Annotated in this window: 23 protein-coding genes; 16 read left to right on the top strand and 7 right to left on the bottom strand. The window is 69.9% G+C overall.

The annotated features are described in order from the left end of the window. The first annotated feature begins 21 nt into the window (after positions 1-21). Positions 22-672, top strand: a complete 651-nt coding sequence (locus ABD932_RS37770) for an MOSC domain-containing protein (RefSeq protein WP_345020167.1) — start codon at positions 22-24, stop codon at positions 670-672. 96 nt (positions 673-768) lie between these two features. Here the strand turns inward: ABD932_RS37770 and ABD932_RS37765 are convergent, their stop codons facing one another. Continuing rightward, positions 769-3,717 (bottom strand): SpoIIE family protein phosphatase, encoded by a 2,949-nt coding sequence (locus ABD932_RS37765; protein WP_345020165.1) that lies wholly within the window; start codon positions 3,715-3,717, stop codon positions 769-771. Between the two features lie 162 nt (positions 3,718-3,879). Between ABD932_RS37765 and rutA the strand changes: the two genes are divergently transcribed. Continuing rightward, on the top strand, positions 3,880-4,947 hold the full coding sequence (gene rutA / locus ABD932_RS37760; RefSeq protein WP_345020163.1) for a pyrimidine utilization protein A: 1,068 nt from the start codon (positions 3,880-3,882) through the stop codon (positions 4,945-4,947). Then, on the top strand, positions 4,944-5,609 hold the full coding sequence (locus ABD932_RS37755; protein WP_345020161.1) for an isochorismatase family protein: 666 nt from the start codon (positions 4,944-4,946) through the stop codon (positions 5,607-5,609). The genes rutA and ABD932_RS37755 overlap by 4 nt, the downstream gene beginning before the upstream one ends. Before the next feature lie 214 nt (positions 5,610-5,823). On the opposite strand, the gene ABD932_RS37750 is transcribed toward ABD932_RS37755, so the two are convergent. Beyond that, positions 5,824-6,387 (bottom strand): GtrA family protein, encoded by a 564-nt coding sequence (locus ABD932_RS37750; RefSeq protein WP_345020159.1) that lies wholly within the window; start codon positions 6,385-6,387, stop codon positions 5,824-5,826. 297 nt (positions 6,388-6,684) lie between these two features. Then, positions 6,685-7,512, bottom strand: coding sequence for an NAD(P)H-binding protein (locus ABD932_RS37745; RefSeq protein WP_345020157.1), 828 nt, complete (start codon positions 7,510-7,512; stop codon positions 6,685-6,687). Between the two features lie 127 nt (positions 7,513-7,639). On the opposite strand from ABD932_RS37745, the gene ABD932_RS37740 reads away from it, so the two are divergent. Beyond that, the gene (locus ABD932_RS37740; protein ID WP_345020155.1) at positions 7,640-8,005 is read left to right on the top strand and encodes a winged helix-turn-helix transcriptional regulator; all 366 of its coding nucleotides are present in this window, start codon (positions 7,640-7,642) and stop codon (positions 8,003-8,005) included. Here the strand turns inward: ABD932_RS37740 and ABD932_RS37735 are convergent, their stop codons facing one another. Then, positions 8,006-8,488: a MarR family transcriptional regulator gene (locus tag ABD932_RS37735; protein ID WP_345020153.1), complete on the bottom strand. Its 483-nt coding sequence runs from the start codon at positions 8,486-8,488 to the stop codon at positions 8,006-8,008. A 78-nt stretch (positions 8,489-8,566) separates the two neighbouring features. Here ABD932_RS37735 and ABD932_RS37730 point away from each other — a divergent pair, with 78 nt between their 5' ends. The 11 genes from ABD932_RS37730 to ABD932_RS37680 all read left to right on the top strand — a co-directional run bounded on the left by ABD932_RS37730 (position 8,567) and on the right by ABD932_RS37680 (position 20,906). Further along, on the top strand, positions 8,567-8,944 hold the full coding sequence (locus ABD932_RS37730; RefSeq protein WP_345020151.1) for an HGxxPAAW family protein: 378 nt from the start codon (positions 8,567-8,569) through the stop codon (positions 8,942-8,944). Between the two features lie 39 nt (positions 8,945-8,983). Further along, the gene (locus ABD932_RS37725; RefSeq protein ID WP_345020149.1) at positions 8,984-9,862 is read left to right on the top strand and encodes a DUF2797 domain-containing protein; all 879 of its coding nucleotides are present in this window, start codon (positions 8,984-8,986) and stop codon (positions 9,860-9,862) included. A 124-nt stretch (positions 9,863-9,986) separates the two neighbouring features. Continuing rightward, complete coding sequence (locus ABD932_RS37720; protein WP_345020147.1) at positions 9,987-10,367, top strand: WXG100 family type VII secretion target; 381 nt, start codon at positions 9,987-9,989, stop codon at positions 10,365-10,367. A gap of 221 nt (positions 10,368-10,588) precedes the next feature. Beyond that, entirely contained in the window at positions 10,589-12,190 is a 1,602-nt protein-coding gene (locus tag ABD932_RS37715) for a cysteine peptidase family C39 domain-containing protein (protein ID WP_345020145.1), read from the top strand. Positions 12,191-12,270: 80 nt separating this feature from the next. Next, positions 12,271-12,756: a protease inhibitor I42 family protein gene (locus ABD932_RS37710; RefSeq protein WP_345020143.1), complete on the top strand. Its 486-nt coding sequence runs from the start codon at positions 12,271-12,273 to the stop codon at positions 12,754-12,756. A 7-nt stretch (positions 12,757-12,763) separates the two neighbouring features. Further along, a complete protein-coding gene (locus tag ABD932_RS37705) occupies positions 12,764-13,183 on the top strand; it encodes a hypothetical protein (RefSeq protein ID WP_345020141.1) in 420 nt (139 codons plus the stop codon). 183 nt (positions 13,184-13,366) lie between these two features. Beyond that, on the top strand, positions 13,367-13,807 hold the full coding sequence (locus tag ABD932_RS37700; protein ID WP_345020139.1) for an SseB family protein: 441 nt from the start codon (positions 13,367-13,369) through the stop codon (positions 13,805-13,807). Next, positions 13,804-14,436 (top strand): hypothetical protein, encoded by a 633-nt coding sequence (locus tag ABD932_RS37695; RefSeq protein WP_345020137.1) that lies wholly within the window; start codon positions 13,804-13,806, stop codon positions 14,434-14,436. The genes ABD932_RS37700 and ABD932_RS37695 overlap by 4 nt, the downstream gene beginning before the upstream one ends. Then, a complete protein-coding gene (locus ABD932_RS37690; RefSeq protein ID WP_345020135.1) occupies positions 14,436-19,211 on the top strand; it encodes a putative T7SS-secreted protein in 4,776 nt (1,591 codons plus the stop codon). Before ABD932_RS37695 ends, ABD932_RS37690 begins: the two co-directional genes overlap by 1 nt. A gap of 552 nt (positions 19,212-19,763) precedes the next feature. Beyond that, positions 19,764-20,324 carry a DUF1266 domain-containing protein gene (locus tag ABD932_RS37685; RefSeq protein WP_345020133.1) on the top strand — a complete coding sequence of 187 codons (561 nt, stop codon included), beginning with the start codon at positions 19,764-19,766 and terminating at the stop codon, positions 20,322-20,324. Positions 20,325-20,549: 225 nt separating this feature from the next. Next, positions 20,550-20,906: an antibiotic biosynthesis monooxygenase family protein gene (locus ABD932_RS37680; protein ID WP_345020131.1), complete on the top strand. Its 357-nt coding sequence runs from the start codon at positions 20,550-20,552 to the stop codon at positions 20,904-20,906. Here ABD932_RS37680 and ABD932_RS37675 read toward each other — a convergent pair. The 3 genes from ABD932_RS37675 to ABD932_RS37665 are packed head-to-tail and all read right to left on the bottom strand — an operon-like array spanning position 20,892 to position 22,140. After that, positions 20,892-21,074 carry a DUF397 domain-containing protein gene (locus ABD932_RS37675; RefSeq protein WP_345020129.1) on the bottom strand — a complete coding sequence of 61 codons (183 nt, stop codon included), beginning with the start codon at positions 21,072-21,074 and terminating at the stop codon, positions 20,892-20,894. The two genes, ABD932_RS37680 and ABD932_RS37675, sit on opposite strands and share 15 nt — an antisense overlap. Positions 21,075-21,077: 3 nt before the next feature. Further along, positions 21,078-21,254, bottom strand: a complete 177-nt coding sequence (locus tag ABD932_RS37670) for a DUF397 domain-containing protein (protein ID WP_345020127.1) — start codon at positions 21,252-21,254, stop codon at positions 21,078-21,080. After that, on the bottom strand, positions 21,247-22,140 hold the full coding sequence (locus ABD932_RS37665) for a helix-turn-helix domain-containing protein (protein WP_345020125.1): 894 nt from the start codon (positions 22,138-22,140) through the stop codon (positions 21,247-21,249). The genes ABD932_RS37670 and ABD932_RS37665 overlap by 8 nt, the downstream gene beginning before the upstream one ends. Positions 22,141-22,313: 173 nt before the next feature. Here ABD932_RS37665 and ABD932_RS37660 point away from each other — a divergent pair, with 173 nt between their 5' ends. Then, positions 22,314-22,817, top strand: coding sequence for an ATP-binding protein (locus ABD932_RS37660; RefSeq protein WP_345020285.1), 504 nt, complete (start codon positions 22,314-22,316; stop codon positions 22,815-22,817). Positions 22,818-22,836 lie beyond the last annotated feature (19 nt).

The following is a 22,836-nucleotide window of genomic DNA, read 5'->3' as shown; positions in this document are numbered from 1 at the left end:
CAGGCCCGTACCGTCGTCCGGATGAGGCTGCTTTCCGTCAACGTCGGCAATCCCAGGCCCAACCCCTGGAAGGGGCTCGGCGCGACAGGTATCGACAAGCGGCCCGTGGACGGGGCGGTCGCCGTCAGTGCTCCCGGGCCCAAGGGCACCGGTGCGGTGGGGCTTGCGGGTGACCGTGTCTATGACGTGCGGAACCACGGGGGTACCGACCAGGCCGTGTACGCCTACGCCCGCGAGGACCTCGACGGGTGGCAGGCCGAGTTGGGGCGGACGCTGGCCAACGGTGTCTTCGGTGAGAACCTCACGACCGTCGGGCTGGACGTCAACGGCGCGGTGATCGGGGAGCGTTGGCGCATCGGGTCCGACGTGGTGCTGGAGGTGTCGTGCGCGCGGATCCCGTGCGGGACGTTCCAGGGGTGGCTGGAGCAGGACGGCTGGATCAAGCGGTTCACGCAGGCCGCCCTGCCGGGCGCGTATCTGCGCGTGATCGAGCCCGGTGACATCCGGGCCGGCGATCCGGTCGAGATCGTCCATCGGCCCGACCACGACGTGACCGTCGCCGTCTCCTTCCGCGCGGTCACCCGTGAACCGGACCTGCTCCCGCTGCTGTTGGCCGCCGACGCACTGCCGGAGGAGATCAGGGAGCTGGCCCAACGGCGTACGGCCGGATAGGGCGCTCGACGGCCGGTAGGCGTTCGACGGCCGGGTAGGCCCCCGCGCCCAAGCCCGGATCCCCAGCCCAGCGCCAGCCCCAGCGCCCAGCCCCGCCTACAACTCCCGGTCGTCCCCGAACAACTCCTCGTCCCCGAAGCCCAGTCCGTCCAGGTCCCCGTCGAAGTCCTCCCCCAACCCCGCCACCCCGAGGAACATCCTCTCCAGCGGATCGGCCCCCGCCTCCCCCCGTACCGTCTGTTCCGTCCAGATGAACTTCCCGGTCGGGGTGTACCGCGTCCCCCACCGCTGCGAGAGCGCCGTGACCAGTTGCAGCCCCCGGCCTCCCTCGTCCGTCTCGGTCGCCCGGCGGATGCGCGGCATCGTCAGGCTGCCGTCGAAGACCTCGCAGATCAGGTCGGCGCCGTGGAGGAGGCGGAGGCGGAGGGGGCCTCTGGCGTGGCGGATGACGTTGCCGACGAGTTCGCTGGCCAGCAGTTCGGTCGTGGGGGTCAGGGCGTCGAGGCCCCAGGTCGCCAGCTGGGTGCGGATCAGGGCGCGGGCCTGGCCCGCTGCTCTGGGGTCCTGGGGGAGGGGCCAGGAGGCCATGCGGGAGGCGGGCAGTGCGTGGAGGCGGGCGAGGAGGAAGGCCGCGTCGTCGGCGGCCTGGTGGTCGGTGGGGAGGAGGGCGGACGTGATCCGCTCGCAGAGGAGCTCCAGGTCCTTCGCCGTGCCGTCCGTGTGGGAGGTGCCGAGGACGTCGGCCAGTGCCGCCATGCCCTCGTCCATCTCACGTTTCGACGACTCCACCAGCCCGTCGGTGTAGAGGGCGAGCACGCTGCCTTCGGGGACCTGGATCTCCGTTGTCTCGAAGGGGGGCTCCGCCGCGCCCAGGGGCGGGTCGGCCGGCAGGGGCGGGAACACCACCGTGCCGTCCGGGTGGAGCAGGGCGGGTGGCGGGTGGCCCGCCCTCGCTATGGAGCAGATCCTCGTCGTGGAGTCGTAGAGCGCGTACAGGCAGGTCACGTACGACTCCTCGCCCATGGCCCCGACGATGTCGTTGAGGTGGCTCATGATCTCGTCGGGCGGTAGTTCGAGGTCGGCCAGGGTGTGGACCGCCGTGCGCAGGCGGCCCATCGTCGCTGCCTCGGGGAGGCCGTGGCCCATCACGTCGCCCACGACCAGCGCCACCTGGCCGCCGGAGAGCGGGATGATGTCGTACCAGTCGCCGCCGACGTCCATGCCCTGGCCCGCCGGGAGGTAGCGGGCCGCGGCCGTGCAGGCGGGGAGGGTGGGCAGGTCGCGGGGGAGCAGGCTGCGCTGGAGTTCGCGGGACCGGGTGTGCTCGGCGTCGAAGAGGCGGGCGCGTTCCAGGGCCTGGGCGACCAGGGCGCTGGTCGCGGTCAGGAGGGTGCGCTCCTCGTCGGTGAGGCGGCGCGGGTGGTCGAAGGTGACCGCGCAGATGCCGAAGGTGTGGCCCGAGGCCGTGAGGGGGAGCAGCGCCCAGGCCTGCTTGTCGGCGCGGGCGGGCAGGTCGGCGTCGTCGGGGTAGCGGGCGATGAACTCCTGCCGGGAGGACAGGAACAGAGGCGCGCCGGCCAGTATCGCGTCCCACAGCGGGCTGGGCTCCGTACGCTCACGGCCGTCGAGGACGGCGAGGACGGCGTCCGGGTAGCCGACGGAGCCGACGGTGTGCAGCCGGTCGCCCTCCACGGTCTGCACCACCAGGCCGGTCGCCTCGAACGGCGGCAGCACCCGGCGGGCGACCGCGTCCACCACGTCCTTCGAGGTCGTCGCCTTGGCGAGCGCGGCCGTCAACTCCGCTATTCGCGCGGCCCGTTCGATGGTGGCCCGCTCGGCGGATCGGCGCTCCTCCTCCAGGCGCCGCTTCTCGGTGACGTCGGTGAAGTAGATCGTGCGGCCGTCGGGGCCGGGGACCAGCCGCAGGTGGCACAGGCGGCCGTTGGGCAGCCGTACGTCGAAGCTGACCGACTTCTCCGCGGCGGCGGCCTGCCGGCAGCGGATCTCCAGGCCGGGCACCTGCTCGGCGGCGGGCAGGTCCCACAGCAGACGGCCGAACAGCTCCTCCTCGGAGTAGCCCAGGGTGCGTTCGGCCTCCACGTTGGCGAAGGTGATCCGCCAGTCGTCGTCCATCGCGAGGAAGCCGTCGCTCATGTGCCGCAGGGCCCGGCCGAGCGCGGCACGGGCGGAGCGGGGCTCGTTGCTGTCCCAGCCCACGCCTATCATCCGGTGCGGCTCGCCGTGCTCGTCGTACGTCACCCTGGCGCGTGCCTGCGTCCAGCCCCAGGTGCCGTCCAGTTTGCGCACCCGGTACTCGGCCTCGAAGACGCCGTCGTCGACGATCGCCCGGTCCGCCGCCGCCAGGGTCGGCGCGAGGTCGTCGGGGTGGACGCATCGCATCCAGTTCTCGACCTTGCCGGTGTAGTCCTGCGGCCGGGTGCCGTAGAGCTCCAGGGCGGCCTCGTCCCAGATCAGCTCGCCGGTGCGGATGTTCCAGTCCCAGGAGCCGACGCTGACCTCCTTCAGGGCCTGGCGCAGGCGCTCGCCGTTCTGCTCCGGCAGTACGGGTCCGATGGGCGGCGGTGCCTGGACCATACGGTCCTCGGTCCAGGCGATGAGGGCGCGCAGGAACTCCCAGTGCTCGGGGGTCGGTGCGCCCCGGTCGCCCATCAGGACGCTGAGGGCGCCGGTGGTGCGGTGGCCGCTGTGCATCGGCAGCGCGGCGAGGCCGGTGCCGGGCCATGTGGCGTCCGGGGTGTCGACCGCCCCGGACGGGCTCAGCGGGACCCAGACGCCGCTTCCCTCGTGCAGCGCGCGGGCCGGGGCCAGCGGGCCCTCCTGGTCGATGATCTCCCAGCAGCGGGTGAGGGCGGGCGGCAGCCCGGCCGTCGACACCAGGCGCAGCGCGGACATCGGCCCACGGAGATGGATCATCCCGCCGAGCGCGCCCAGCTCGCCCACCGCATGCTGCAGGGCCAGCCGGAAGACCTCGCTTTCCGCGACACCGGGAGCCACCGTGCCGAGCAGTGCCAGCCGAGCGTTCATGCTGCGGACTTTACCGTTCCGGACTCAACCAATTCGGTGCTTCGCAAGATCCTTACGCCCCTCACCCGGCCGGGCGACATGCCGTCAACAGCCAGTACCTACCGTGGAGTTGGCCCCTCCGGCTTAGCATCACCCGTACCCCCCGACCCGCTGAGGAGCGGCATGGACATCGGCGTATTCATCCCCATCGGCAACAACGGCTGGCTCATATCGAAGAGTTCGCCCCAGTACCTGCCCACCTTCGAGCTGAACAAGGCCATCGTGCAGAAGGCTGAGGAGCACGGTCTCGACTTCGCGCTGTCGATGATCAAACTCAAGGGGTTCGGCGGCGAGACCGAGTTCTGGGACCACTGTCTGGAGTCGTTCACGCTGATGGCGGGCCTGGCCGCGGTCACCGAGCGGATCAAGCTGTACGCCTCCACGCCGATCCTCGTCCTGCCCCCGGCCATCGTCGCCCGCATGGCCACGACGGTCGACTCGATCGCCCCCGGCCGCTTCGGCATCAACATCGTCACCGGCTGGGCGCCCGGCGAGTACTCCCAGATGGGCCTGTGGCCCGGCGACGAGCACTTCGGCAACCGCTACGACCGGGCCGTCGAGTACGTCACCGTCATGAAGGAGTTGTGGGGCGAGGGCGTCAGCGACTTCAAGGGCGAGTTCTACGAGATGGACGACTGCGTGCTGTCGCCACGCCCGGCGAACGGGCACATCGACATCGTTGCCGCGGGCCAGAGCAACACCGGCATGCGGTTCGCCGCCGAGCACGCCGACTACAACTTCATCCTGGGCAGCGGCGTCAACACCCCGCTCGCCTTCGCCGACACCACGGCCACGCTCGTGGACGCGGCGCGCGAGACCGGGCGGGACGTCGGGGCGCTCTCGCTCTTCATGGTCATCGCCGACGAGACCGACGAGGCCGCCCAGGCGAAATGGCGGGACTACCACGACAACGCCGACCACGCGGCCCTCGCCTACATGGCGGGCGAGTCCGCCTCGGACACCACCGCCGACGACTCCTCCACGGCCCGGACCATCGTGCTGCCGGAGGGCGCGGTGAACTTCAACATGGGCACGCTCGTGGGGTCGTACGAGAGCGTGGCGCGGATGCTCGACGAGGTCGCCGAAGTCGACGGCACCAAGGGGATCATGCTGGTCTTCGACGACTTCCTGGCGGGCATCGAGAACTTCGGCACGCGGATCCAGCCGTTGATGAAGTGCCGGCGGGCATGAGCGGGTCACGGCGGCGGGCCACGCGGGAGGAGTCGCAGGAGAACGACTACGAGCGGGCCGGCCTGGACGGCAGTCTCACCCCCGGCGCCTCCCCCGCCCTGCTCCTGGTCGACCCGGCCCGCGCCTATGTGGACCCCGACTGCCCTCTGTACGCCGGGGTCGAACCGGCCGTGGAGGCGATGAGGGCGTTGCTGGCGGGCGCGCGGCGGGCGGGGATTCCCGTGGTCGTCACGCGGGTGCGGTTCCGGCCCGACGGAGGCGACGGCGGCGTCTTCTTCCGCAAGGTGCCGACGCTGAGGGTGTTCGCCGAGGGCAGTCCGTACGGCGACTTCATCGACGGACTCGCCCCCGCGGAAGAGGAGTTGACGGTCACGAAGCAGTACCCGAGTGCCTTCTTCGGCACGTCGCTGGCGGCGTACCTCACCGCCAACCGCATCGACACGCTCCTCATCGGTGGGCTGTCGACGAGCGGGTGCGTGCGCGCCACCGCGCTCGACGCGATGCAGCACGGGTTCGTCCCGGTCGTCGTGGAGGAGGCGGTCGGCGACCGGGATCCGGACGTGCACGCGGCGAACCTCTTCGACATCCGGCACAAGATCGGGGAGGTGTGGCCGATGGAGCGGGTCATGGGCTATCTCGCGGCGGCGGGTGAGCGGCTTTGAGAACAGCGGTGGTCGCGGGAAACCCGAAACCCGCCTCGCGCACCCTCGACGCGGGGACGAGACTCGCGGCGGAACTCGCCGGACAGCCCCCGGACACGGTCCTCGACGTGATCACGCTGGGCCCGGGGCTGCTCGGCCGGGGCGACGAGCGGGTGTCCGACGCCGTACGGTCTCTCGCGGCGGCGGACCTGGTGGTCGTCCTGAGGGACAGCGGTTATGCGACGGACGGGACCATCGGGGCGTACGTGGCGCGCTGGGGACCGGTGCTGAGGGCGTCGGCGGACAGGCCGGCGCGGGGCTGAACCGGGGCCGTCGCCGTAGCCGTAGCCCCCTTCTTCCGCTCGGCGAACACGAACAGCCGCAGGACCAGGAACCGGCCGATGCCGGCCAGCCCGGAGGCGGTGAGGTAGACGGCCTGCTCGCGGAGCAGCGAGGGGGACGGCTGGACCGCGTGGAGTATGAGCATCGCGGCCGTCGTCACGAGGTAGGCGGCGGTGGCCGAACCCGCCGACTGCAGGTGCCGGCGCAGTCCCGCGCGGCGTCCGGTGCCGAAGGTGAACAGGGCGTGCAGCTCGGTGCACAGGAGGGTGGAGGCGACGGTGATCAGGGCGTTCGCCAGCGCCCAGGGCATCGCCGTGGCCAGCAGCGGCACGGCGGCCCCGGCGAGCAGCCCGACACCGCCGCCGCACACCACGAACCGGACGAAGGAGGAGAGGGCGCCGGGCTTCGACGGCCCTGGCGTCGACGGCATCGGCTTCGACGGGAGCTGCGACTCCATGGCGGTTTCCTTCCGGGCGGACCTGGACCTCTGACGGATCCACAGCTCACCCCGGCACGGCTTCAGCGGTGCCTCAGTCGGGCTTCAGCCGGGATCAACCGAGGTCAACGATTCCGTTGTCCGCGCCTGGAAACGATGGAGTGACCTGCCGGAAGGAAGGTGGGGCAGGCTCCACCACGGCTCCTGCACTGCGCCCTACTGAGCGCCCGCACGCCGTGTCTTACTGAACGCCCTCACGCCGCTCCCTGCTTGAACGCCCGCACGCCGCTCCCCACTTGAACGCCGCCACGCCGCTCGCTACTTGAACGCCCCCACGCTGCGCCCCGCCCACTCCGCGAACGACCGCGCAGGCCGCCCGAGGACCTTCTCCACATCAGGGCTCACCCGCCGCAGCGCGGCCGACGGAGCCCCCAGCATGTCGAGGGTGCTCTCGACGACCGGCTCCGGCATGAACCCGAGCATGCGCTCCCGGGCCTCGGCGCGGGTCAGTTCGACGAACCGCACCTCCTCCCCGAGCGCCTCCCCGATCGCGGCCGTCTGCTGCCGGGGCGAGACGGGTGCCGGGCCGGTCAGCTCGTAGACCTCGCCGTAGTGCCCGGGCTCGCGCAGCGCCACGGCGGCGACCTCCGCGATGTCGGCCGGATCGACGGTCGGCAGGGCGACGTCGCCGAAGGGCGCGGCCACCTCCCGGCGTGTGCGGACCATGTCGGCCCACTGGAGCGTGTTGGAGTGGAAGCCGCCGGGGCGCAGCATCGTCCACTCCAGCCCCGTTGCCTTGACGGCTTCCTCCAGGAACGGGGGGTGGTCCCCGGTGCCGACGCCCTGGGACGACAGCAGCACCACACGCCGGACGCCCGAGTCCCGTACGACGTCCAGGACGGCACCGAGGTCACCGCCGGCCGCCATGAAGTCGCCGGACGTCAGCAGGAACAGGGCTCCCGCCCCGTCGAGTGCGGGCGCCAGGCGCTCGGGTTCGGTCAGGTCGGCCTGGTGGTGGCGGGTCCCCGCCGGCACATCCCGCCCGGAAATCCGGCGCGAGACCGCGGTCACCCGCTCGCCCGCGTCCACGAGGGCCCGTACAAGTGGCCGTCCCACATTGCCCGTTGCTCCGGTCACCACGATCATCTTCGGTCTCCGTCCCGAGTTCGGATCTCATGTCTCGTCTCGTACGGCGACGCTACTGTTGTGGGGGTAGTAGGTACCTAGAGGAAAGTATTGGCGGACGGGGGCAGTTGTGACCGAGGACACAGGAATGCGGGTCCCGCGGGGCGCCGATCCCGAGAACGCCTGCCCGATCGCCCCCGTCGTGGACATCGTCTTCAGCCGCTGGACCACGCCGATCCTGTGGGCGCTCCACGAATACGGCCGTCAGCGCTTCGTCGAGCTGGAGCGCCGTATCGCCACGATCACGCCGAAGGTGCTGACGCAGCGGCTGCGGCAGCTGGAGCGGGACGGGCTGGTCGTGCGCACCTATTACCCCGAGGTCCCGCCGCGCGTGGAGTACGAGATCAGCGAACTGGGGCGCAGCCTCTCGCCGTTGTTCGCCGCGCTGTCGGAGTGGTCCGTCCATCTGGGCGAGGTCGAGCGGGCGCGGGTGGCGTACGACGCCCGTCGCTGATCAGGGGCTGTCCTGCTCGCGGAGTTCGTCGATGTATGCCTGGGCGAGGCCCGTCGTGTGCGTGAACCAGTCGGTGAGTACGGCGATCTCGTCGGTGGAGTAGGACGCGAAGAGATCGTTCAGGCGGGCGTAGTAGGGGCCGTAGAGGCCCTCGACCCGGGAGACGGCGGCCGGGACGGCGGCTACCCGGACGCGGCGGCGGTCGGTCGGGTCCGGGCGGCGGGTGATGAAGCCGGAACGCTCGAGCCGGTTGAGGATGCCGGTCATCGCGCCCGTCGTGACATGGGCGTGCTCCGCGAGGTCGCCCGCGGTGAGCAGGTTCTCGCCCGCCTTCAGGACGCAGGCGAAACAGAGCAGGTCGGTGATGTTCAGGCCCAGCCGCTGGGCCATCTCCTGCTGGCCGAGCAGGTGGGCCGCGATGAGGGAGTCCATCGCCTCCAGTGCCTGGGCCGGGGTGGCGGAGGGGCGCGGCGTGGCTTGCATCTTCCCAATTACCTTAGCTAGTGAGAGATTGAGTGTCTAAACTTCTTAGAAGGTGAGAGATTCGAGGGAGGTAGGCACGTGAGCCAGTATGACGAGGGGCACACGATCGCGGGCTGGACCGGAACCGGGATCGCGACCGTTGGTGCCACTGTGCTGGGAGCGGGGATATGCACGGTTTCGGGCGTGCTGATGGCGGGCGGGCTCGGGATCCTGGCGGTGAGTGTCCTCGTCACCTGGGCGCTGCACCTCGCCGGGTGGGGCAAGCCTCCGGGCGTCCGGCCGCGGGGGCAGTGGCGTATGGGGGCGCGCGACCTGACCGCGCGGGACGGGCATCCGGACTGCTGGGGATGCCGGCTGGCGGGGCGTGGCCGGCGTACGGCCGTGGTGGCGGTGGCGCCGGCGGCGGTTCCCGTGGCCAAGGAGCCCGAGCCGGCCGCCGTTGAGGCCGGTCGCTGAACCACCGTTGTCAGTGGTGGCCTCTACGCTCGAAGAGCGATGGCACAGGCATGGAGATGCAAGGGGCTGCGCTGGTCGGCGAGCGGTCCCGAGCTGGCGTGGGACGGCGGTCGGCGCTCGGCGCTGACCTGGGGGAAGCGGGTGGCCTTCGGGGTCGCGGACGGGGGAGTGCGGACATGCGTGGGAGCGCGGGGGCATGCGTGTCCGGTGCGGGCGGTCGTGCCGGGGCGGAGCACGGGGGCGCGGTGCGAGGAGTGTGCGCGGCTGGACCGGGCGCACTCGGTGGCCGCCGACACGATCGCGGACGACCCGCGGCCGTATCACGTATATCTGGCGTGGTTCGGCCCCGGCATGACCAAGGTCGGCATCACCGCCCTTGAACGCGGCTCGGCACGGCTGCTGGAGCAGGGCGCGGTCTGCTTCAGCTGGCTGGGCGCCGGCCCGTTGATGGCGGCCCGCCGCACCGAGGAGCTGTTGCGCGCGGCGCTGCGGGTGCCGGACCGGATTCCGTACGGCGACAAGCGGGCGGTACGTTCCGCGCTGCCGGCGTCGGCGGCGGAGCGGGCGGCCGAGGTGGTGGACCTGCACGCCCGGGCCGCGGGGCTTCCCGGCTGGCCCGAGTCGCTCGACCGCGAGCCCTGCCAACCGGTTGACCATGCAGGGGTGTTCGGCCTCGCGGACCTCCCGGCCGCTGTCGGTGAGGTGAGCGGGCTCGTCGCGGGCGGGGCGGTGAGCGGGCGGTTGGTGGCGGCTGCCGGGCCGGATCTGCATGTGGAGACGGGCGGCGGGGTGGTCGTGGTCGACACGCGGCTGATGACGGGGTGGGAACTGGTGCCGGTGGCTGAGGACTGTGAACTCACGCTTCCGGTGCGGGAGTTCAGGAGGGAGGACGCGGGGGTGCAGGACGAGTTGTTCTGAGCCGCGGTGAGCCGTGGTTCCGGTCGCTCGCCCAGGTCGAAATGGCGCCGGACAAAGGGCGTTTGAGCTGCGGTTTGTCATGTTAAGCTCACCGGCGATCAAGCAGCTGAAGCGGGGGCACAGCATGAGCAGCTCGGGCGGATACGACGTCCAGCGAAGCGGGATGAGCAGCGAGGCGGACAAGCTCGACCGTGCCGGTGATGACACCGGGAACATTCGCACCGCCATCGCCGCACTCCCCTGCTACTCCTCGGACGCCCTCGGCGGCTCCGACAGCGGCCCGGCCTACACCCGCTTCGCCGCTGCCTGGCAGGCCGAGGCGAAGGTCCTGGAAGAGGCGCTGCACGAGCTCGCCGACAAGGTCCGCGTCTCCAGCCAGGCCTATGGCGGGGCCGAGCAGCAGGCCGTGGCCGGGCTGAGGTCGGCTGTCGCCGGCAGCGGCGCGGGGCCGACGCCGGCGCCGGCCGGGGGCGTGCCGGTGACGACGAGTTCTCCCTTCGGGTAAACGCCGGATCCGACCGGAGGCCGCCGGAGTTCTTGGACCGCCGGATACCGCCGGATACCGCCGGAGTTCTCAGACCGCCGGATACCGCCGGACACCACTAGGCCCTTGGACCGCCGGATCCCCACCCGAGGCCGCCCGAGGCCTTCGCCGACCTGGACGGCGTCGCTCTGACGTCGCCCGCCACTTTCCTGCCCACCGCACCGATGGGGTACCAGCCAGCCATGCCCGACGCCGGGGAATCCACCACCGACCGCCGCGAGGAACTCGCCGCCTGCCGCAAGGACATCGCGGGCGCGGACAGCAAGAACGACCTCGTCGGGGCGATCAACAGGGCCCTGGGCATCTCCCCGCCCGTCGGCGACCCGGGAGTCCTCAACGACCTCGGGGTGACCTACCAGAAGAAGGCCGACGACGCCGAGAAGATCCACGACGACGTCAAGGCCGTCGGCACCAAGGGACTGCCGAGCGTATGGGTGGGCCAGACCGGCGCCCAGGCGTCCGAGGTCGTCGCGGCCGCCTACCGGGACGCCGACCAGATGGCCATAGCCTTCCGCGCCGTGGGCAACCAGCTGATCCGCCTCTCCGGTGCGCTGGAGTCGGCCCGCAGCGAGGACAGTGGCGGACGCGGGCAACTGCGTGAGGCGCTGACCATCCTCGGCGCGGAGGACGGCTTCTTCGACGACATGATCGAGAAGGACGAGGAGGAGGCGGAACGGCTGCGCGCCCGCTCCATCGCCGACAACGGCGCGCAGCGTATGCACCAGGCCGCCGAGGCGGCCGACGACGCCGCCAGGGCCGCGGCCCGGGAGCTGAACAAGTACGCCTCCGAAGCGCGCGCCGGCCGGCTCGGCACCGACGAGATATCCGCCGCCGACCGTCTCGTCCTCGCCGACACCGCCGTCCCCGGCGGCCCGCAGGAGTGGAACGAGCTGCTCACCGCCACCGATCTGGAGCGGTCCGGGAAGCGCATGGAGAGCATGAACGCGAAGGACCGGGCGGAGTTCGAGCGGATGCTCTCCGAGGCCAAGTCGCCGCAGGAACGCGCGTATCTGATGAAGGCGCTCGCCGCCGGATACGGCATGGACGAACTCGGCGAGTTCCGCGACAAGATCCACGGCAAGGACCCGGCCTGGCTGCAGCGCCATCTGACCCCGGTGGTCACGCAGGGCGACAGCATGAAGAACGAGGGCCTCAACCCCGACGGCGCGAACACCAACTACGACGAGGTCACCTTCAACGGGAACAAGTGGTCCCAGGACGGCAACACCTGTGTCCCGTCCTCGACGGTGAACGCCCGCGCCATGGTCGACCCGATCTACGCACTGGAGCTGACCGGTGGTCCGTCGGGTCAGGAGGACGACCCCGCGGCCTTCCGCGAGCGCCTGACGGCGGAGCAGGAACGGGTGCACGAAGAGGGCGACGGGAACTACGAGTACCACTTCCCCTGGGGTCGCTCTCCTTCCGGCATGGACAACGACGGCAAGACGACCATCGTCAACGAGGAGATCAGCCCGCACACGGGCAGCTCGTACGAGTTCCAGGAGACCCGCAGCGCCGACGCCCGCCGTGACGTCCTGCCCGACATCGAGCGGGCGGTCGCCGAAGGAAAGCCGGTGCCGATCGGCGTCGAGGGGCACCCGGACGGCGACCGAGTGGGCCACGCGATGATGATCGTCGGCCAGGAGGGCGACATGCTCCAGGTCTACAACCCTTGGGGCCGCACCACCTGGATCAGTGAGGACGACTTCATCAACGGCCGGATGGGCAAGGCGTCCGACAACCGTATGCCGGACGCCTACGCCGTTCACCTTCCCGCCGACTGAGCCCGGCAGCCCCCCCCGCCGACTGAGCCCAGCAGCCCCCGCATGAGCCCAGCACCCCCCGGACGAGCCCAGGACCCCCGATGACCAGCACCCTCCGACCGCCACGCCGTCGGCCCCGCCCCCGACAGCTCCTCCTGCCGGTCGCGGTTTCCGCCGTACTCCTGCTCACCGGCTGCGGCCTGGCCGGTCCCGCGGAGTACGACACCGAGACGCGCACCATCGAGGCCGAGGCCGGGGAGGAGTTCAGCATCACCGTCCCGTACTCCCCCGGGCAGGGTGAGTGGTGGTACCGCGTGGACCCCCGTCCCGACGACGAGGTCGTCCGTATCGGCGGCGAGCACCAGGACCTCGACGGATCGGACCTCGACGGCGGGACCGACGGCACCAAGTCCTTCGACTTCGAAGCCGTGGGGCCCGGCACCACCAAGATCCGGATCCTGCACTGCCCCGTCGGCACCTGCGTCGGCTCGGGCGCCTCGGTCTCCCCCTCACCCGTCGCGAGCCCTCGGCAGACCACCACCGACCCCCAGCCGCGCTACTACACCTACACCGTCACCGTGAGGTAAACCCGCCATGGCCCCGCACTCCGCCCCCGCCCCCGCCCCCGCCCCCGCTCCCCGCACCGAAGCCGAGCTCGCCGAACGAGACCTCACGGTGCTGCTCCGCTACGGCCTCACCCGCCCCGGCCCGCAGCGCACCGCGCTGTTCGGCGACGGTGCGGTCGGCGCCGCCGTCACCCTCGACGGCCTCGGCGTACGACCGCGCGCGGTCGCGTATCTGGCCAAGCTGGTCCGCGCGGGCGGCGTCCGCCATGCCGCCGCGCTGCCCGAAGTGCTCCCCGGCGCGCAGGCGAACGCCCTGGTCCTCGACTGGCTGACGACGGCCGCCGCGCACGACCCCGGAGTCGACGGCGACGAGGCGATGGCCCGCTGGCTGATGGCGGTGGCGGATGTCATGGGGCTGCGGGAGGCGGTCCGGCCGGAGGAGGGCTGACGGCCCGGCTGGGAGCTCGGTCGAACCGCAGCGCGCTGTGGGCTTCCCTCGGCGCAAGCAGCCGGCTCGGCCAAGACTGGCCGAAACGCGGAGGCCGGGCCCTCTTGGATTCACCTGACCTCAACGGACTAGCGTTGTCGTTCACTTGTGCGATGAGTGGTCGGATTTTCGACGGGGGTTGACGTGGGCGCCGACGCCTCGCGGCTGGGGCTGCGGTTGACGGATCTGGCGGAGAGCGGGCAGGGCGATCTGCGTGCGGTCGTAGGGGAGTTCCGGCGCAGCGAGGTGCTGGTGCCGGTGGTGGACGGTTCGCTGCTGTCGGTCGAGGCGGGCGGTATCCGCTGGCTGTTTGCGTTCACGGATGAGGCGGCGCTGGAGCGCTTTGCCCAGGCGCGTGGTGAGGCCGTGCCCGAAGGCATGCCGGTCTACGGGGCTCGGTTGCTGGATCAGGTGGTGCCGAGGGTGGCGAAGTCGGGCGGGCCGGTCGGGATCGCGGTGGACGCGGGGAGCGCGGCGGGCATGGTGCTGCCGCCGGTGCCCGGAATCGTGCCGGATGCGGTGGCTTTGGAAGCGGCGGCTTTGGAAGCGGCGGAAACGGACGGGGAAGGGACGGCGGGCGCGTGAGCGGCGGTGACGGCTACCAGGTCGACCCGGAAGCGCTGGAGCGGATCACGCGGGGCATCAACCAGGCGATCGGTGAGCTGCAGGAGTTGGGCTTCGACATCGAGGCGAGCCAGGGCCGCGGCTTCGACGACTTGGAGCTGGCGGGTCTGGAGGTGGGGGATTCGGCGCTGCGCGACGTCTTCGCCGACTTCTGCGAGCGGTGGGGCTGGGGAGTGTATTCGCTGGTGCAGGACGCCAATGAGTTCGCGGGTCGGTTGAACCTGTCGGCGGGGCTGTACTACGAGCAGGAGCAGTACGCCTCGAACACCTTCAAGAGGGTGTGGACGTCGGCCATGGGCAACCCGGGCCTGGCGCCGGAGGAGGTCGAAGGGCGTTCCTGGTCCGAGACGTTCAAGGACAACCCGGTATCCCACGTCATGAACGCGGACTTCAGCGAGGAGTCCATGCGGGAGGGCGAAGAGGCGGCCCGGCAGGCCTGGGCGCAGACGTCGGAGGACGTTCGGACGTCGACGGTGATCCCGGGCGCGGCCTCCGATCCGCGGGCGGAATGGCAGCGGATCGGCCCTTCGCAGGCCGCGGAGTCCGGTGAGCCGGGGGCGCCCGGTGAGTCCGGGGAGGGTGAGCGCTGATGGGCCTGGGGGACATCGTCGACGGCCTCAGTGACGGCCTGGACAGTGCCGTCGACGGGGTGACGAAGGCCGCCGGCGAGGCCGTCGACTGGACTGCGGACAAGGCGGCGGACGGCTTGTCGGCGGTCGGTGCGGACAGTGCGGCCGAGGGCGTGCGCGACTTCGGCGAGGGGGTGAGCAACCGGCTGGGCGGTGATGTCGCCGAGCGCGGCCTGGGTGAGAGCGAGGACCCGAAGGAACTGGTCCATGGCAGCGTGGAGGCGCTGGAGGCGCGGGCGAAGCATCTGCGTGACTTCTCCCGGGCGTTCGAGAACGTCGGCCAGGGCATGCGCGCGCTGGGCGGCGACGGCTGGCAGGGCAAGGCCGCGGACGCCTTCCGCGAGAAGTTCGACATGCACCCCAAGCAGTGGCTGACGGCGGCCGACGCCTGCGAGGCAGCGGCCGGGGCGCTGGGCACGTACGCGGACACCGTCCGCTGGGCGCAGCAGCAGGCGCAGCTGGCGATCGACACCTACCGCCGCGCCCAGGAGACGTCCCAGAAGGCGACGGACGCGCACAACGCCCGGGTGAAGGCGTACAACCAGGCCGCCGATCAGTACAACGCGGCCGTATCGGCGGGAGGCGACCCGGGACCGAAACCGACCGAGCCGGCCGCGTTCGTCGACCCGGGTGGGGCGGGCCGGCGGGAGGCCGAGGAGATCCTGGCCGAGGCGCGCCGCCAGCGCACCGATGCCGCCCGCGACGCGCAGCGCAAGGTGGCCGAGGCCCTGGAGACGGCCCCGCCGAAGCCGGAGTTCACCGAACGGCTGAAGGCCGATGTCGTGGACGCCGTCGTCAGCACCACGCTGAACCAGGCCCACGTCGCGGGTGGCTTCCTCAAGGGCGCCGCGGACGCGGTGCAACTGGTCCGCATGGTCAACCCCTATGACCCGTACAACATCACCCACCCCGGTGAGTACGAGAAGAACGCCAACATGGTGCTGGCCGGCCTGGTGAGCACCGCCGCCCATCCCGAACGCCTGCCCAAGGCCATCATCGGCAGCGGCTGGGGCGACGACCCGGGCGACGCGATGGGCTACCTGGCCTCGAATCTGATCGGCGGCAAGGGCGCCACGGGTGCGGCGCGTGGTGCGGCGCGGGGGGCTGCGAAGGGGGCGGCGACGGGAGCGGCCCGCGATGGCGTGACCTCATCGATCCGCAACACCGCCAGGCAACTGTGGTGCAAGCTGTTCGGCGGCGACCCGATCGACATGGCCACAGGCCGGATGTCACTGCCGGCCACCGACGTGACCCTGCCCGCCAAACTGCCGCTGGCCTTCTCCCGGCAGTTCGAGTCGTCCTACGAGGCGGGCCGCTGGTTCGGCCCCCGCTGGACCTCCACCGCCGACCAGCGCCTGGAGATCGACGCCGAGGGTGTCATCTGCATCCGCGAGGACGGCTCGCTCCTGGCCTACCCGCACCCGGCGCCCGGCGTGCCCACCCTCCCCCTGGCCGGCGCCCCCTACCCCCTGACCATCGACGCCTACGGCGACTACACCGTCACCGACCCCGCCTCCGGCCGCACCTGGTACTTCGCGGCCCCGGGCGGCGACGGCAACGGCATCGCGCTCCTGGAGCAGATCACCGACCGCTCCGGCCAGTGGCTGACCTTCGAGTACGACCACGAGGGCGGCGCCCCGACGGCGATCGTGCACTCGGCGGGCTACCACCTCACCATCGAGACGACCGGCGACCGAATAACCGCCCTGCGCCTGGCCGACGCGGCTGCCGACCCGGCTGTCGACGGCGGCGACATCGAGCTGGTCCGCTTCGGCTACGACGACCAGGGCCACCTGGCGGCAGTGACGAACTCCTCCGGCCTCCCCACCCGCTTCAGCAACGACGGTCTGGGCCGCATAACCGCCTGGACCGACACCAACAACTCGTCCTACCACTACGTCTACGACGACGAGGGCCGCTGCACCTCCCAGACGGGCGACGCAGGCCACCTGCGCAACACCTTCACCTACGGCGACATCGACCCGGCCACCGGCCACCGCACGATCACCGCGACCAACTCCCTGGGCCACAGCACCCACTACCAGGTCAACAGCGACCTCCAGGTGATCGCCGAGACTGGCCCCGACGGCGCCACGACCCACACCGCATACGACCACTACGACCGCCCGCTGACGGTCACCGACCCCCTGGGCCGCACACTCAGCTACGCATACGACGATGCAGGCCGCACGGTCCTGGCCATCCGCCCCGACGGCCGCTACACCAGCATCGGCTACAACGACCAGGGCCTGCCGGTCTCGATAGCCGGCCCCGACGGCACGCACGTCACCCAGCAGTTCGACGAGTTCGGCAACCGCACGGCCGTAACGGACGCATCCGGGACCACGACCCACTTCACGTACGACGCCCTCGGCCACCTGGCGGCGGTCACGGACGCGACAGGCGCGACGACCACGGTCCACTGCAACCCGGCGGGCCTCCCCTTGGAGATCACGGACCCGCTGGGCGCTGTGACCCGCTACGAACGAGACACTTTCGGCCGCCCTGTCACCATCACGGACCCGACGGGCGCGGTGACCCGCACGGAATGGACGGTCGAGGGCCGCCCGTCCCGTCGTACAGCCGCAGACGGCACCACGGAATCCTGGACCTACGACGGCGAAGGCAACTGCACCAGCCACACCGACGCCATGGGCGCCGTCTCCCGCTACGAATACACCCACTTCGACCTGATGTCGGCCCGCACGGGCCCGGACGGCGTCCGCTACGAGTTCGCCCACGACACCGAACTCCACCTGACGAAGGTCACGAACCCGCAGGGCCTGACCTGGAGCTACGAGTACGACGCGGCCGGCCGCCTGGTCGCGGAGACGGACTTCGACGACCGCACGCTCACGTACACCTACGACGCCGCAAGCCGCTTGACCGCCCGTGGCAACGCGCTCGGCGAGGTCGTGACCTTCGAACGTGACGTGCTGGGCAGGGTGACCCGCAAGGACGCGGCGGGCCGGATCACGACGTACGCATACGACACAACAGACCAGCTGGCCCAGGCGACGAGCCCGGACGGCACGACGCTGACGGTGCTGCGGGACGGCGTCGGACGAGTGCGATCGGAGACGGTCGACGGCCGCGAACTGACGTACACCTACAACGAGATGGGCCGCCGAACAGGCCGTACGACTCCGACCGGCGCGACGACGACGTGGTCGTACGACGCGGCAGGCCGCCGCACCGGCATGGTGGCATCGGGCCGGACCATCGACTTCACCTACGACGCCGCGGGCCGCGAACTGACCCGCCACATCGGCGAAACGGTCACCCTCCAGCACGCCTTCGACGAACTCGGCCGCCTGACGTCCCAGACGGTGACCGGGGCGGGCGAGCGCATGGTCCAGTCCCGGTCGTACACCTACCGAGCCGACGGCAACCTGACCGGCATCGACGACCACCTGTCCGGCTCCCGGCGCTTCGATCTGGACGCGGCAGGCCGGGTGACGGCGGTGCACGCGGCGAACTGGACGGAGCGGTACGCCTACGACGAGGCGGGCAACCAGACACAGGCGTCCTGGCCGGCCAACCACCCCGGCCAGGAGGCGGTAGGAGCACGCGATTACGTCGGCACCCGCATCACCCGCGCGGGCAACGTCCGCTACGAACACGACGCCCTCGGCCGCATCACCCTCCGCCAGAAGACCCGCCTGTCGCGGAAGCCGGACACCTGGCGCTACACCTGGGATGTCGAAGACCGCCTCACCTCGGTAGTCACCCCCGATGGCACCATCTGGCGCTACCGCTACGACCCCCTCGGCCGCCGCACCGCCAAACTCCGCCTCGCCGCCGACGGCGAAACAGTCGTCGAGCGGGTGACGTTCACCTGGGACGGCACCACACTGTGCGAACAGACCACGGTGTCTGCCGACCTACCTGACCCGGTGACCCTTACCTGGGACCACCGAGGCCTGAACCCCATCACGCAGACCGAACGCATCACCGTAGCCGACGCCTCACAGGAGGAGATCGACTCTCGCTTCTTCGCCATCATCACCGACCTCGTCGGGACCCCCAGCGAACTCATCGACGAACACGGGGACGTCGCCTGGCGTACCCGCACCACCCTTTGGGGCACCACCGCCTGGGCCACGAACAGCACCACCTACACGCCACTCCGCTTCCCCGGCCAGTACTACGACCCCGAAACCGGCCTCCACTACAACTACTTCCGCCACTACGACCCCGAAACCGCCCGCTACACCACCCCCGACCCCCTCGGCCTCACACCCGCACCCAACCCCACCGCCTACGTCCACAACCCCCACGCATGGGTGGACCCACTCGGGCTGGCGCCTTGTAGTAACCCGCGGGAGGCTTCAGAGTCCGCAACTCTCGAAGGTAAGGGCCACGAAGATAAACCTCGTCGGTGGACGGCAGACCTGAGCCATGTGACAGGCAGTACTGCCCAGGCGCGTAATCGTGCGATTGAAGCCATTATCAAAGAAGATTTCGACGATCTGCGACTCACTCATAAACCGCAGTACAGTCCATTCGTCGGTCATGGCGTATCTCAATTCGAGGGCGGGACACAGCTTGGTCCGAGCGCGTTTGTTTCTAGAAAAGAATTGCGCGATACAATCGTTCACGAGGAGCTGCACCACCGTTGGTGGTCCCGAGGAGTTTTCGAATCCCATCATCCGAAGGATGGATCTGGACTGTCCGATAGGTTCTACGAAACAGTGAAGAGATATGGGCGGATGCGGGGGTGGGAAGGATTCTAAATATGATCGCACAGAGCGGGTCGTACAGAGATACGTGCAGTAACTGCGGCGCAGAAACCCGCTGTACGGCCACGGAAGCCCTTATTGACGAGAGGCTTCGATGGGACGTGGAATGCTTTTGCCCTGGTTGTGGCGAGGCCTGGCATGAGGGAGGGGTCGGACCCTCTCCGGCTTACGTTCGCAACGCAATTATCGCAGCCAATGGAAAGTCGCTCCTGCGAATTTCGCACGCGGAAAATGTGGCAGCGAAAATCATGAAGGTGATGCGAGATTTCGAGGGAGTGACCATTTCGGCAGCCAAACGGGCAGCCGATGAGCTGCGTAGCGAAGGGCGATCCGGCACCCTGGTGGAGCTCAGCAGGCTGGCGAACGCCTTGCGGGCATCTGGGATTGCTGCAAATGTCGAAAAGGAAGGATAGTTCAGCGATTTTCCATAATGGGATGCAGATTCCCTTGCGTCGAGCGGTTTTCTGATCTTCAGTACGGTCGGGTCACATGTGGGCGTCGGTGTCTGCCGGCTCGGGTGCTCCGGGATGGATGGAGCCGACGGGCGTGCAGCTCCTGCGCCTGGCCACCGACGGTGCCAACCCGGTCTGGGAGTTCGCCCTCGGCCAGCGCCGCACCATCGCCCGTGACTTCGGCGGCTATGCAGAGACCGGCCACTGGTGCGATGCAGCCGCCCGGGTCCTGCGCGCGCGGGCGGAGGGCGAGATCCTCCTCACCCCCGACGGCGTGACCAGGACCATGCCCGTCCCCGAGGCTGAGACAGAGGCGCGGGTCAAGGTCGTCCAGCAACTCGTTGGCCGGATCTCCCGCTACGAGGCCCGCATGCGTGCCGACGGCATCCTCGGCGAGAACCAGTACGTCACCTCCGCCGACGCCTGGGACCTCGGCCGGGCCTCCTGCATGGCGCGCCGGGGCCTGAGCACCCGCTACTGCGAGCTGCCGGAGGCCGAAGCCGCCGTCGTCGAAGCCGGACGACTCGCGGCCCGGCGCTACGAGTCCTGGCAGGGGTTTCTCGGCCGGCTTCATCCTCGGCCGCTGTCTGCAGTTCGACAAAGACAAGTTCGGCAGCTGGTACGAGGAACATGGTCACCGTGCATCGGATCCTGATGTCCGACCCGGGCAGTCCCTGGCTCAACATCCCTTTCCGGTAGGCAGGCAGGAGGGAGTGGTGACAGTAAAGAGTTGGATCCCTCTCGGATCCCTTTTGGCAAGGAACCTGGACGCCGTGGGGTGCGGGAGCCGACCGTGGGTGACATGAGCGATCACCGCGTTGCACCTGTCGCCCCAGTCCCAGTTCCTGCCCCTGCTCATGAGCCTCCGTACTACGCCGTCGTGTTCACCTCCGTACGCACTGAGGGTGACGGCGGATACGGCGCGACCGCCCAGCGCATGGGCGACCTCGTCAAGGAGATCCCCGGCTTCCTCGGCGAGGACTCCGCCCGCACCCCGGGCGGTCTGTCAATCACCGTCGCCTACTTCAGGGACCTCGCCGGCATCGAGCGGTGGCGTGAGCACGCGGAGCACCGTGCGGCCAAGGAGTACGGGCGTGCGCACTGGTACGAGCGGTACTCGCTGCACATCGCCAGGGTCGAGCACAGCAATGGGTTCGAGCGGGTGCGTGAGCAGCCGGGTCGCCACCTGCCCAGTGAGATGCCGACCTCGCCGGAGGGCGCTTCAGGGGTGCGGTGAGACCAGGCGAAGGAAGGCGGTCCAGGCGCTGGGTATGAGCTGGAGTATCGGACCGTCCGGTTCCTTGGAGTCTCGGACGGCCACGGTACCGGGGGCGTTGCGGGCGACTGCGACGCACTCGCCATTGCCGCTGCTGTGGCTGGACTTGACGAACTCGAAGTACGGCACGGCTCACAGTTCCTTGAGGAAGACCGTCCAGGCTTCCGGCGTGAGCTTGAGTATTCGTCCGTCCGCGTCTTTGGAGTCTCGGACGGCGATCGCGCCGGGGATGTTGCGGGCGACTTCGACGCACTGCTGGCCCGCGTCTCCGCCGCTGTAGCTGGACTTGGCGAACTCGAAGTCAGTCACCGGACGACATCTCCTTGCGGATGGTTTCGATCAGGTCGAGAGCGTTGCGCTCCGCCAAACCGACCCGTGCGATGCGGTCGAAGATGCGGCCGTGCCTGGCGGCGTCCTCTTCGCTCTCCAGCCAGAGAGTAGAAGAAGGTACGTCCATATGTACGACGTCCAGTGCTCCGGGCTCGCCGAACGAGACGATGCTGAAGGCTCCGATCATGCCGGCGTTGGCTCCGGTGAGGTACGGCACCACCTGAAGCCTCACGGTGTCCAAGGCGGCCATGTCGAGCAGGTGGCCCAGCTGCCGCCTCATTACGTCACGGCCGCCGACGAGTTGACGCAGCGCACCTTCATGAATCACAGCCCACAGCTCCAGAGGGCGATCCGACCGCAGCCGTGCCTGGCGGGTCAGCCTCGCTTCCACGAACGGTTCGATTTCGCACGGGTCTTCCCACGATCCGGCACCCACCGCCACCGCACGCGCGTAGTCCGGCGTCTGCAAAAGCCCGGGAACGAAAGCAAGTTCCCACGTGCGCATGCTGGTGGCGATGTCCTCCAAGGCCACGTATTCGACCATGGCGGCAAGCTGTGGGTACTGATTCCACCAGCCCTTGGCCTTGCGCCGGTCCCGGTCCGCCTTCGCAAGTGCCAGCAGCTTTCCGATCACCGCCTCGTCCTTCTCGCCGTACAGGTGGCACAGAGCCCTGACGTCGGGGTCACGCATCGGCACCTGGCCGCGCTCGATCTTTGCGACCTTGGTGACCGACGCAGTCAACGCCTCGGCAGCATGTGTCTGACGCAGGCCGCACGCCTCGCGCATACGCAGTAGTTCCCCGCCGAGGCGCCGTCCCAGAACGGTTGTGATCGTCTTCCCGCGGTCGGGGTTCCTGCCTGCCATGTCGCCTTCCCTCCCGATCAGTTGCTCCAGTCTGAGGTCACAAGGCAGCAACCACAAAGACGGGGCAGCGATATTTCTGTCCAACCGTGTTGCTGTCTACCTCGTCAGGCGGCTACCGTCGGTACTCAATCGCCAACTAAGCGAAACCAGTTGGCGGAAGTGCACCATGCTGCCTGCACGGCGAAGCCACCCCAACCTCCCCCCATCCGCCGGAGGACCCCGGGACCGACTCCTGCCCTCCCGTAAACCCGAACCCCAAGGTCAAGAGCACGGCCTACGACCGCTACGACTTCGTCAGCTACACCCCGTACCCCTGCAACATCCCCCTCGCCCGCAGACGCGTCGCCCAACTCGCCGTCGACTGGGGCCACTCCGGCGTCGCCGACGACGTAGCGCTACTGACAAGCGAGTTGTGCACGAACGCTTTACTTCACGGCTGCCTGCGGGACCGTCTGTTCCGCGTCGAGACGTCCCTTACCGGCAAGGCGCTCCGGATCGCCGTCAGCGATCCGAGGGGTGAACGGCTCCCGATCACCCGCACCGCCGAGACCTCCGACCAGTTCGGCCGTGGGCTCCTCCTCGTCCGTACCTATGCCGATCGATGGGCGGTCGAGAAGCTCACCGTGGGCAAGGCCGTTTGGGTAGAACTCGACGTTCCGAGGAGCCTCGATGGGTAGCGTGCTCAGCCGTCTCCGG

It is taken from the genome of Streptomyces shaanxiensis (assembly GCF_039537145.1).
GTDB lineage: Bacteria > Actinomycetota > Actinomycetes > Streptomycetales > Streptomycetaceae > Streptomyces > Streptomyces shaanxiensis.
Note: the sequence above shows the minus strand (reverse complement) of the source record. Positions and strands in the feature narration are given on the sequence as shown.